The organism is Lentimicrobium sp. L6 (genome assembly GCF_013166655.1).
Taxonomy (GTDB): domain Bacteria; phylum Bacteroidota; class Bacteroidia; order Bacteroidales; family UBA12170; genus UBA12170.
In genome coordinates this window covers 22646-35219 of sequence record NZ_JABKCA010000027.1, presented here as the reverse complement: position 1 = coordinate 35219, position 12574 = coordinate 22646, and the positions used below count along the sequence as shown (strand labels likewise).

The window sequence follows — 12574 nt, the reverse complement described above, 5'->3', positions numbered from 1 at the left end:
TGATTGTCAAAGAGCTTTATAGAATAGGGTTGGTAAAAACCATTTAATGAACAATTCTGAAAAATAATATTATGAGTATAAATGTACAGCGCCTTGAAACCAAAATTAAGCCAGATCCAAAAAGAGTGATCACTAAATTTTCATTTCCTAAATCAAAAGAGAGAGCAAAAATACTAATCAAGCGTGTATTGGGTTTGAATGAAAATGAAGCTAGTATCACACTTCAGCAAACACTTCGCTTGTTTTCCAATCGGCATATAAATATCTCAAATATTTTTAAAGCTAATTATAATCACATTTTGCCTTTGATAGAGGAGCTGGGGATTTCTAATGATGCTTTACCTGAATCCAAGCAGCTGTTGATTGGAGCTTATTTCACCAAAGAACAGTCTATTGAATCAAAATCTATTTGTAACCCTAGTATGGTGGAAGCTCCTGATCAAACCGACTTACTTAGAGGTCAGAAAAGAGTTGTCATTAGCCTAAGAGGCGTTGGTGAAGATGGTATCAGCAATTTGATATTTAGAGAAGGAATATTAAATAAAGATGGCAGTTTAGAATTGGAGGAAATGGGAAGGGTTGTAGCTTTGCCAGAGAGAATTAGCAGTAAAACCTATGAGAAAAAACACTTCCTAGATTCCGTAAAAAAATCTGAGGCTTTTTCAGACCATGAAAATTATATAGAGGCTATTCTTCCCAAAGAGTTTGATTATAATCACCTGACTCAAATTATTGATGATGTTAAATTAGAATCTAGAGATAGTGACGAGCGTTTGCAGGCTTTGGATTTTCTTTTTTCATTAGCAGAAATAAACTATGAAACCACATTTTCATTAGATACTACTTTGTCCGAAAGAGTTTTGTTTCCCAATACGGCTTCGGAATCACAAGGTATAGAGGATGCTAGATTTGTAAAATACACTAATAATGCTGGAGTTGTCAGTTATATAGCCACTTATAATGCCAATGATGGGGAAGAGGTTTTGCCACATATGATTGAAACCTATGATTTCTACCATTTTACCATGATGCCCTTGCACGGAATCGGTGCCCATCAGAAAGGAATGGCATTATTCCCTAGAAAGATAAAAGGTGATTATGTCATGATTAGTCGCTTAGATGGTATTAATAATTATATCCTTTTCTCCGATGATATCAATAAATGGGAGGAGTCACACTTACTTCACGAGCCTAAATTCGCATGGGAAAGTAATCAGGTAGGAAATGTTGGCTCGCCCATAGAAACAGAAAAAGGATGGTTGTTATTAACATATGGAGTAGGAGTGATGCGTCAATATGTAATTGGTGCTGTGTTATTGGATCTCGAAAACCCACGAAAAGTGATTGCTCGTCTAAAGGAGCCATTATTAAAAGCAAATTCAGTGGAGCGAGAAGGTGGAGTGCCCAATGTTGTTTACAGTTGCGGAGCCATGGTAAACGATGATAAATTGATTATTCCTTATGGTGTTTCAGATACTTCTTCTGCTTTCGCTTATGTTTATCTTCAAGATATTTGGGATTTAATGATTCCTGAACATGGAGTCGATTATGATAGTCAATCGGCACATATTTTATTGGTGGAGGATGATAAGATAAATCAGAAAGTAGTAACTGCTGTTTTAGAAACGAAAAACATTCGGGTGACGGTAGCTTCTGATGGGGTAAACGCTCTGATGGAATTGGCTCAAGGAAACATAGATGTGGTATTGTCTGATATTAATATGCCTAATTTTGATGGCTTCCAGTTATTAAAATACATGACGGAGAAAAAAATAGATGTTCCTGTAATATTCTTGACAGGATTGCAAGATGCTTCTCTTGAACTTAAGAGTTTACAAATGGGTGCAGTAGATTATATTAGAAAACCTGTGGATAGAGAATTATTGCTACTGAAGCTGGAAAAGATTATTGGGTTTTAGTGGATTGATTTTGATTAATCAGCTCTTCATTATGAAGGGCTTTTTTTATCTTAAATTTTTCTGAACTTAAACTCATATTCTATTAATTTTGCAACTTAATTAAAGTCTGTCCATAAAGTCGAGTGTTTGAACTATAAAGTTTAGATTCGAGGCGTGTGAAAAATTCAAACCGCAGAATACTAGTGTATTTGAGGATTTGGATTTTGAGCAACAACGACGAAGATGGACTTTATAGACGAACACTAATTAACGATTATGGGAAAGATAGTGAAAGCAGTTGACGATATCATGGGTCAGGCATTAATGGAGGAGCACCTTCATAAAAATAATGTGCCATTAATAGTGAGAACCAGCGTTAGCGATGATGAAGAATATGAAACAGCATACTTTTTTAGGAATTTTGATGAAATGCCTGAGTTGGAGCAAAAAGCCATTCAACTATCCAAAGGAAAAGTTTTAGATGTGGGTGCTGGAACAGGTATACATGCTTTGGCGCTACAGAAACTGGGTTTTGAATGTCATGCCATTGATATCAGTGAGTTGAGTGTTCAGATCATGGAGGAAAGAGGTGTGAAACATGCTCTTTGTCAAGATTTCTTTGAACTCAAAGACCATAAATACGATACTATTTTATTATTAATGAACGGAATTGGGTTGGTCGAAAACTTTGATGGCTTTAAAGAATTCTTTTCTCAGTGCAAGAATCTACTCAATGAGGGCGGACAAATTTTATTTGATTCCTCCGATTTAATTTATCTTTTTGAAGAAGAGGATGGTTCTTTTATGATAGATCTTAACGACCATTATTATGGAGAAGTAGAATTTCAAGTGGAATATCAAGGAATCCCATCCAAGCCTTTTCCGTGGCTTTTTATCGACTTCGATAATTTGCAGAATTTAGCTGAACGCCATGGATTTCAGGCTGAATTATTGCAAAGAGGCGCACACTACGATTATTTGGCTCGTATCACTTTAAATTTAGATTTATGATTCAAAAAATATTTTCAATAGAACAAATCAGGATGGTTGATCAATACACGATTGAACATGAGCCTGTTGCTTCTATTGATTTAATGGAAAGAGCGGCTAAAGAATGTGTGCTCTGGTTAAAGCAAAAAGCACAAATAAATCAAGAGTTTGCCATTTTCTGTGGGCCAGGAAATAATGGAGGAGATGGATTGGTCATTGCCCGGTTATTAGCTGAGGATGGCTACGGAGTAAAAGTTTTTGTGCTGAATTTAAACGATCGTTTTTCTGATGATTTCTCTATTAATTATGAGCGATTAAAGTCTATTGAGTATATTCAGTTATTCGAGTGGAAGGAGATGCCAAATGAGTTTCCTGAGTTTTCTGCTGATACAATTATTATAGATGCTGTTTTCGGAAGTGGTCTTTCAAAACCTTTAAAAGGCTTTTCAGCTCAAGTCATCAAGAAACTCAATGAATGCCATCATATAAAAGTGGCAATAGATATCCCAAGTGGATTGTTTGCCGATAAAGCTATGGAAAGCCTAAAAGACATGGTCTTCTTTGCGGATTATACATTGAGCTTTCAGTTTCCCAAGTTGAGCTTTCTATTACCAGAAAATGAATTATATGTAGGGCAATGGAATCTATTAGATATTGGTTTGTTTCCAGATTATATTTATCAAACTCAAACGCCTTATTATTATCTTAATGCTGAGTTTGTAACTACGCTTCTAAAAGCAAGAGCCAAATTTAGTCATAAAGGCAGTTTTGGACATTTGTTAATGATTGCCGGGGACCATACAAAAATGGGTGCTGCCATTTTAAGCTCAAAAGCGGCTCTGAGATCTGGAGCGGGATTGGTCACATTACATCATCCCAAAGCATCGGGTCTTTCCCAAAATATGATGCCAGAGTTGATGTCTAGTCCCGATGATAGTGCGGAAGCATTTACTAGCCTACCAGATTTGGCAAAGTATTCAAATATTGCTATTGGCCCAGGATTAGGGACTCGTCAACAAACCGCCAAGGCATTAAAGATGCTCTTGCAGCAAGTGCAGAATCCCATGGTTTTTGATGCCGACGCCATCAATATTTTATCTGATAACAAGACTTGGCTTAGCTTTATTCCAGCTCAATCTGTTTTGACTCCTCATATAAAGGAATTCGACCGCTTATTAGGGAATTCCAAGCATAGTTTTGAGCGCATGGAAAAAGCAAAAGCTTTTAGCAAAAAATATAGTGTATACTTGATATTAAAAGGGGCGCACACCATGGTTTTTACACCCACTTCTAATGTTTATTTCAATTCTACTGGAAATCCAGGAATGGCAACTGGTGGTTCTGGAGATGTTTTAACAGGTATGATTGCAGCGCTGATGGCACAGAAATATTCTTCCTTAGAAGCTAGCTTATTAGCTGTATTCCTTCATGGTTTAGCAGGGGATTTGGCTGCTGAGAAATTAGGTTTTGAGAGTTTGATCGCCAGCGATATTATAGAACATTTAGGCCAAGCATTTAAATTATTATACTAATGAATTACAAAGAATGTTTAAAATGGATGTATGCACAATTGCCCATTTTTCAAAGAATGGGAAAAGCAGCTTACAAAGCCAACCTCGACAATACCTATGCTATTATGGAGGTGTTGGATAATCCTCAGAATAAATTCAAATCTATTCATATTGCCGGAACCAATGGAAAAGGGTCTACCTCCCATTTAATCGCTTCAGTTTTTCAAGAAGCGGGTTATAAGACTGGATTATATACTTCACCGCATCTTAAAGACTTTAGAGAAAGAATTCGAATCAATGGTGAAATGATTCCAGAAGCTAAAGTGCTAGATTTCATTGAGGGAAGGCAAAAGAAGTTTGAAGAAATTCAGCCTAGCTTTTTCGAAATGACAGTGGGAATGGCTTTTAAATACTTTGCTGATCAAAAAGTAGATATTGCTATTTTGGAAACTGGAATGGGAGGAAGGCTTGATAGTACTAATATTGTAAATCCTGAACTTTCTGTGATTACAAATATTGCGCTAGACCATACTCAGTTTTTAGGAGATACTATTGGGAAAATTGCTGGTGAAAAAGCAGGAATCATCAAAAAAGAAGTTCCACTTATTATTGGAGAGTTTCATCCAGAAACTTTTAATGTATTTCAAGAAAGAGCGAATGAACTTTCTGCTCCAATGATTTTAGCAGATGAGGTTTATCAAATAGAAAAGTCAGCAGATCAATATAGCATCCTCAAAAATAATCAAATGGTATTAGGTAGTTTGAGTATTCCACTTTTTGGTAATTATCAAAAGAAGAATATCATTACGGCTTTTGCAGCATGTCGACAAGCAGGGATGAGTTTAGAACATATTAAATTAGGTTTTGAGAATGTTTTAGTGAATACCAATTTCACTGGTCGTTGGCAGATTATAGGTAAGGAACCCAAAGTAATAGCAGATACAGCTCATAATGAGGCGGGTTTGTCTTTGGTGATGGAGCAATTATCCCTTGAGAAATACAGAAACCTTCATATGGTAATCAGTGTTGTGGATGATAAAAACCTACAGGAAATATTAAAATACTTCCCTAAAACTGCACAGTATTATTTTTGTAAAGCAGATATTCCCCGCGGCTTAGCCGTAGAGTCCTTGCAAAAACAAGCCGAGGAACTAGGTCTTTTGGGTAAATCTTATTATTCTGTAGCAAAAGCCTGTCAAGCTGCTTTAAAGCAGGCTACTGCCGAAGATTTAGTTTTTATTGGCGGCTCAACCTTTACAGTAGCCGAGGTTCTATAATTTGTTCTCAAAGCTTTGAGAGACAGCATAATTTTCATTAGAAATAACTTGCTTATTCCTATTTATTATTGTAAATTTGCAGCCCCATTCGAAAAAGTGTAAATAATTGATTTTTAACCTGATTTCGAATTTTGAAATGAATGGGGCAAAATAGAAATCGCAAATTTTTGTCTTTTGACAATTTAGTTCAATATATGAGCGAAGACATTAAAAATACTGAAGAGCAAGCTGCTCCTGAGGTACAAGAAGTAAAAGCAACTGAGGTAGTTGCTGAAGAAAAAGTGGTGAAGAAAGCTGAAAAGAAAGCCAAGCCTGCACTTGAAGAAGATTTTAATTGGGATGCTATTGGTAAAAAACAAGAGGTTTATTCATCTGATGATCGTAATAAATTGGAAGATTTATATGGTCAAACATTAAAATCAATTACTGAGCATGAGGTTATTGAAGGTTCTGTTGTAGCTATCAATTCTCGCGAAGTTGTTGTGAATATTGGTTATAAATCTGATGGTCTTATCGCTGCTTCTGAAGTAAGATATAACCCAGATATTAAGATTGGTGATAAAATCGACGTTTACGTTGAGAACCAAGAAAACCTTAAAGGTCAATTACAATTATCTCACAAAAAAGCTAGAATTCTTCAGTCTTGGGATCGCGTTAACGCAGCCCACGATAATGATGAAGTTATTACTGGTTTCGTGAAAAGCCGTACAAAAGGTGGTTTAATTGTTGATGTATTTGGTATTGAGTCATTCTTGCCAGGTTCTCAAATTGATGTGAAGCCAATCCGTGATTACGATATTTATGTTGGAAAGAACATGGAATTCAAAGTGGTTAAGATCAACCATGAATTCAAGAATGTTGTAGTTTCTCATAAAGCACTTATCGAAGACGAATTAGAAGCACAAAAAGCTGAAATCATCGCTAGACTTGAAAAAGGTCAAGTTCTTGAAGGTATCGTTAAGAATATTACTTCTTACGGTGTATTCATTGATTTAGGTGGTGTTGATGGTTTAATCCATATTACTGACCTTAGCTGGGGACGTATTTCTCACCCAGAGGAAATCGTTAAGTTGGACGAGAAAATCAATGTGGTTATCCTTGATTTCGACGAAAACAAAAAACGTATTGCCCTTGGTCTTAAACAATTAACTTCTCACCCATGGGATTCTCTCGATGAGAAACTTGCTGTAAATGATAAAGTTAAAGGTAAAGTAGTTGTTATTGCTGATTATGGTGCATTTATCGAAATTCAGCCAGGTGTTGAAGGTTTGATTCACGTATCAGAAATGAGCTGGTCACAGCATCTTAGAACTGCACACGACTTTGTGAAAGTTGGTGATGAAGTAGAAGCTGTAATCTTAACTCTTGACCGTGAAGAGCGTAAAATGTCTCTTGGAATGAAGCAATTGATTCCAGATCCATGGGCAGATATCGCTACTAAATATCCTGTGAGCTCTAAGCATAAAGCTACAGTTAGAAACTTCACTAACTTCGGTATCTTCGTAGAACTAGAAGAAGGAGTTGATGGTTTAATCCATATCTCTGACTTAAGCTGGTCTAAGAAAATCAAGCATCCTGCTGAATTCACTAAGATTGGTGATTCTTTAGATGTTGTAGTATTAGAAGTAGATGAGGAAAACAGAAGATTATCATTAGGTCATAAACAATTAGAAGAAAATCCTTGGGATGTATTCGAAACTGTTTTTGCAATGAATTCTACTCATAAAGGAACTGTTCTTACTGTTAATGATAAAGGTGCTGTTGTATCTTTACCTTATGGTGTTGAAGGATTCGTTCCAAATCGTCACCTAAAGAAAGAAGATAATACTAAAGTTTCTGTTGATGAAGCATTAGATTTCTTAGTTATCGAATTCTCTAAAGAGAATAAGAAAATCATTCTTTCTCACATTAACACTTGGAAAGCTGAAGACAAAAAGACTTCTGCTCCAAGACGTGAAGGTGGTGGAGGACAAAGCAACGCTGTTAAACGTAATAACGATAGCAACGAAGCTACAACACTTGGTGATATCGCAAGTAGCGAATTAGCAAAATTAAAATCTCAAATGGAAGGAAAATAATCCAACCATTGATTTACATATTAAAGCTCGGATGTGAATCCGGGCTTTTTTTATGCCCCATTGTAAATATTTTAAACGTTTTTTCTTTAAAACACCACGTTGGTTAAATCACTGGCAAAGCTTGCTCATTTACTCAGTAGTTTGCTCCATAAGTTCTTAACTTTGGTGTAGATGAAATTTATCAAGGACTATTTTAATTTCAATAAACGACAAGAAAGAGGTGTGCTCGTTTTGAGTATTATATTTCTTGTCAGCCTGAGTATTAATCACTTTGGCCCGAAATATTTAACAAAAGCTCCAGCTCATTTATCTCATAATACTCCTTTTCTCAATCAACTGAATACTGTAAAATTTGAGGCTGAAAAAGAAAAATCAAAATATAATCCCAAAAGTTCAAATTTTAAGAATCCTCCAGAAAAAATAGCACTTGTTAATTTGTCCTTTTTTGATCCCAATCAAGTAAGCTCAGCGCAATTGCTTAAAATGGGTTTATCAGAATATGTAGTGAGAAATGTGATGAAGTATAGAGATAAAGGAGGTTTTTTTAAAAGTAAAAATGATTTATCAAAAATATATGGAATGGAGGAATCTGTTTTTAAACAATTAGAACCTTATATCAGAATTGAACTTCCAGAACCCAAAAAGGAAAAGGAATTAGAGATAAAGAAGTTGGACAAGTTGGTGATCGCCAAACCCCTCATGAAAGCTCCTCTAGTGGATATAAATACTGCTGATTCCATTCAATTGATCGAGGTAACAGGAATTGGCCCATTCTATGCAGGTGCCATAGTGGAATATCGAAATCGTTTAGGTGGTTACCTTAGGATGGAGCAGTTAAAAGAGCTTTATAAAATGGATGATGAGAAGTATGCTAAGATGATTTTGGGGTTAAAATTAGATACGATTATCATTAAACAAATTCCATTAAATACGGCCGAATTTAAAAGCATTCTTAGGCACCCATATATTGATTATGAAACTACAAAGTATATTGTGAATATGAGAAAACAACTGGGTAAGTTCTCGGCTCTATATCAATTGAAAGATTCTAATTGTTTTCCTGATTCTTTATACCTAAAGTTGGAACCGTATTTATATTTAGATTAGTTGATTATCTGTTTTATATCCACTGTAATTTCTTAATTTTGCCAAAAAAATATGATATTATGAAAGCATTTGCAAGCGATAATTGGGCTGGAGTTCATCCTCAAATAATGGAAGCCTTAATCAAAGCCAATACTGGCCATCAGACAGCTTATGGTGATGATGATTTCACCAAAAAGGCAGACTTGAGATTTAAAGAGATTTTTGGGGCTGATACTAGAACATATTTCGTTTATAATGGTACTGCTGCTAATATTATAGCCCTAGATAGTATATGCCATTCCTTTAATAGTGTGATTTGCAGTGAACATGCTCATATTCATGTTGACGAGTGTGGAGCCATAGAAAAACATGCGGGTGTTAAATTAATTGCTATTCCTTCTGCTGATGGAAAACTACATCCAGAGCAGATTAAAGATTACGTGAAAGCCGATAGAATTCCACATCAAAGCATTCCTGCAGTTATCAGCATTACACAATCTACAGAGATGGGAACAGTTTATTCTGTGGAAGAAATTAAAGCTTTAGCACAGTTGGCACATGATAATGATTTATATCTACATGTGGATGGTGCTAGAATTTCTAATGCTGCAGCAAGTCTTGGATTGAGTTTTAAAGAAATGATTACAGATGCTGGTGTAGATGTGCTTTCTTTTGGAGGAACAAAGAATGGTTTAATGTTTGGAGAGGCAGTTGTTTTCTTGAATCCTCAATTGGGAGAACATGTGGAGCTTTACCGAAAGCAAGGCATGCACTTGGCCAGTAAAATGCGTTATGTAGCGGCTCAGTTTTTGGCATTACTTGAGAATGATCTGTGGAAAACCAATGCTGAGCATTCCAATGCTATGGCTCAGATTCTTGCTCAAAAATTAGATGCTTTTCCACAAATAAGAATCACTCAAGAAGTTCAGTCCAATGGTGTCTGGGCTGTGATGCCAGATGACACTGCTAAAAAATTACTAAAGTCGGGTTTTTTCTATCCTTGGGACCTAAGAGCTTCGGAATATAGAATCATGTGTAGCTGGGATACTACAGAAGAAGATATCGATAAAATGGTGTCTAATTTGTAATTGAATACTTATTTTTAAATAAATGAAAAAGCCCGCTAAATTTATTTTAGCGGGCTTTTATATATTTGCATAGCACTTATTTCTTCACAACTTTCATAGTAGAATTTCCTTTTTCTGTTTGAACATTTACAAAGTAAATACCTGAGATGAAGTTCTTCATATCTATCGACTTAGAATAGGAACTAGTTTTAGCCTTGGCGATTTCACGAAAGATCTCTTTCCCATAACTGGTATAAAGCATATAAGTAAATTCTTCACCATAAGATAAACCATCAATATTTAATGTGAAAATATCATTGGTTGGATTAGGGTAGATACTTAAGTTGCTAGTATTACTCCTTTCTTCAACTCCAACAGTGGTAATATTCAAAGTCATTTCATCACTTTTATTGTCAATACAAGGTTCAGTGATGGCAACTTCAACACTTAATGTTACTTGTCCACTTGAGATGTCTTGAGAACCAGGATTGTAGATAGGTGTCATGATGTTGGAATTACTAAAACTCCCATCACCACTCGTTGTCCACTGAACGCTACCTGTCTCTGTTCCAACAGCTTCTAATTGAAAGGCTTCGGAATCAATAATATTAGCATCCTCTCCCGCATTAATATAAGGTACTATATTTAAATATAAATGGTCGGAAACTTCAATACCATCGAAGCCGGTGGCAGTTAGAGTTAGTGTTGCACCTCCTGTGGCAATATCTTCATTTCCTCTAATATAAGTAGTATTAAACTGATTATGTGGCGAGAATACACCATCTCCATCGGTAGTCCACAGTACCGATAATACACTAGTTCCACTAGCATTGGTTTGAAACTGATTATTAGTACATATGTATCCATCTTCACCAGCTTCAACTGTAGCGCTAATAATCGGGCTAAAGTCAAATTCAGCAATCCACGTGCTCCAGCCATTATATTCTGTGGTATACCAAAATGAAGTATCGTTTGCAGGATCTACATTCATACAAGAATAATCGCCCCATCTGTAGTGGTTTTGTCCATAAGTGCCTGATTTTACTTCAATTTCTTCAATGGTCATTTCACCTAAAGGATCGTTAGTTCTTCTTCCTGAATATCTAATGGAAGGATAAATATCTTCTCCATTCACCACAGAATATCCTATAGCTATATCTCCGTTTGCATTCATGGCAATGGAGCCCATCCAGCGATTAATTCCATCATCAGGTGCATAAGTACCTTCTTGGTATAATTCCCAATTCTCGTTAGTCTTTCTGAACTCATACCACCTAATACCACTTCTGTCAAAAGGACCTCCTCCTTCTGGTTGTGCTAGTACAGAATGATTCACAACCATGGTTTCGTAATCAGTAAACTTTCGGTAAGCCAGTCTATTCATGATCATCCTTCCTAGACCGTCAAGTTTTTGCTCGGTATTTGGTTGGCTAATGAAACCACCATCATCGTTTGCACTTGGTGTTTCAGTAAAACTAGATACTATAATATTGGGTGTTTGTTTTATTAAGGTAGAATTTGAAGGGTTATCCCAATCGGCAAGTAAGTTCCAGATTTCAATTTCCTGTTCATCATTAATATACATGATAGGGCAGGGGGAGCCTTCTTCAGGATAGTTCTCTCCATCAATATCTGCTGGCATGGTTGAATAATAACCTGGAATATATCCATTGCTATATCCAGGTGTGGTGATCATTTGTGCATCGGGATCACCAATAAGCATTTTCTCCCTTTCAACTACGGTAAGCGCTGCTCCAACAAAATAGAAGCTATCATCCTCTCTTTGGAACATATTATAAGTGGCATAATAACCATCATACCAAACACCCATTTTTGGGTAGTCATTAAATATGGTTCCGAATTCAAAGGCATATAAATAATAAGCTCCAGTAGGGTCGCTTGTTTCCGAAACAGCAAATAGTTCATAGTTTTCAGAGTAATTGTTTTTAGGAGCAAATTGAGTGAGTATCCACCTGTCAGCTTCCTCATCATAAAGAACTATTGGGTCGCCAGAATTACCCCAAGGGCCGCCAGGTAATTGTCCCCAAAGGGTTCCCAAATCGAGTGGGCCTAGTAATTTGGTTCCATCTTTAAGGTATACATTATATTTTGAGTTCACCATCTGTACAAAATGTTCATTACTCACATCACCATCAGTGTCTGGTGGAACAAATCCAGTGCCACCTTGGCCATTGAAGCCAGTTATTGGACCTCTGCTTACTTCTGTTCCATTTTTAGTTTGCACTTGGCCTGGTCTTGCAGATTTATCTGTGTTTTCCCATTTTTGAATATTTAGGAAATTTTTGACTTCTTTTTCAGGTTTGATAGATTCTGCTTTGTCGGGGCTTAATAGGGCTGTTAATTCTGATAAGGGCTTGGTTTTAACAAAAGCTATAGCTTTAGAAGTTTTTGTTTTTACATGATTTATTTGAGCATTAGCACTAGCAAATAGTAAAGCAAAAACGATAAGTATGTAGGTCTGTTTCATAGAAGTGTTTTTTAAAAATGGCGATGTATTTATGATAATGAAAAGTTTAAACTATTCATTATTTCTCCTGAAATTTTAGCAATGATACAAAAAATAGCCTATAAAGTTGATAATTGGGAATTTATTAAATAAAAAGCCCGCTAAATTAAATTTAGCGGGCTTTTAGTATATCTAAAATG

The 12574-nt window shown here is 35.9% G+C and carries 8 protein-coding genes; 7 read left to right on the top strand and 1 reads right to left on the bottom strand.

All coding sequences use genetic code 11. The features are described from left to right. The first annotated feature begins 71 nt into the window (after positions 1-71). The 7 genes from HNS38_RS08495 to HNS38_RS08465 all read left to right on the top strand — a co-directional run bounded on the left by HNS38_RS08495 (position 72) and on the right by HNS38_RS08465 (position 9928). The gene (locus tag HNS38_RS08495) at positions 72-1919 is read left to right on the top strand and encodes a response regulator (RefSeq protein WP_172346292.1); all 1848 of its coding nucleotides are present in this window, start codon (positions 72-74) and stop codon (positions 1917-1919) included. A 255-nt stretch (positions 1920-2174) separates the two neighbouring features. After that, positions 2175-2909: a class I SAM-dependent methyltransferase gene (locus HNS38_RS08490; protein ID WP_172346291.1), complete on the top strand. Its 735-nt coding sequence runs from the start codon at positions 2175-2177 to the stop codon at positions 2907-2909. Beyond that, positions 2906-4420 carry an NAD(P)H-hydrate dehydratase gene (locus tag HNS38_RS08485; RefSeq protein WP_172280056.1) on the top strand — a complete coding sequence of 505 codons (1515 nt, stop codon included), beginning with the start codon at positions 2906-2908 and terminating at the stop codon, positions 4418-4420. The genes HNS38_RS08490 and HNS38_RS08485 overlap by 4 nt, the downstream gene beginning before the upstream one ends. After that, on the top strand, positions 4420-5676 hold the full coding sequence (locus HNS38_RS08480; protein WP_172280054.1) for a folylpolyglutamate synthase/dihydrofolate synthase family protein: 1257 nt from the start codon (positions 4420-4422) through the stop codon (positions 5674-5676). The genes HNS38_RS08485 and HNS38_RS08480 overlap by 1 nt, the downstream gene beginning before the upstream one ends. 194 nt (positions 5677-5870) lie before the next feature. Continuing rightward, entirely contained in the window at positions 5871-7754 is a 1884-nt protein-coding gene (gene rpsA, locus HNS38_RS08475) for a 30S ribosomal protein S1 (RefSeq protein WP_172280052.1), read from the top strand. A 171-nt stretch (positions 7755-7925) separates the two neighbouring features. Then, positions 7926-8861, top strand: coding sequence for a helix-hairpin-helix domain-containing protein (locus tag HNS38_RS08470; protein WP_172280050.1), 936 nt, complete (start codon positions 7926-7928; stop codon positions 8859-8861). A gap of 59 nt (positions 8862-8920) precedes the next feature. Then, positions 8921-9928 carry a low specificity L-threonine aldolase gene (locus HNS38_RS08465; RefSeq protein WP_172280048.1) on the top strand — a complete coding sequence of 336 codons (1008 nt, stop codon included), beginning with the start codon at positions 8921-8923 and terminating at the stop codon, positions 9926-9928. A 76-nt stretch (positions 9929-10004) separates the two neighbouring features. On the opposite strand, the gene HNS38_RS08460 is transcribed toward HNS38_RS08465, so the two are convergent. Then, positions 10005-12395, bottom strand: a complete 2391-nt coding sequence (locus HNS38_RS08460; protein WP_172346290.1) for a T9SS type A sorting domain-containing protein — start codon at positions 12393-12395, stop codon at positions 10005-10007. Positions 12396-12574: the final 179 nt, after the last annotated feature.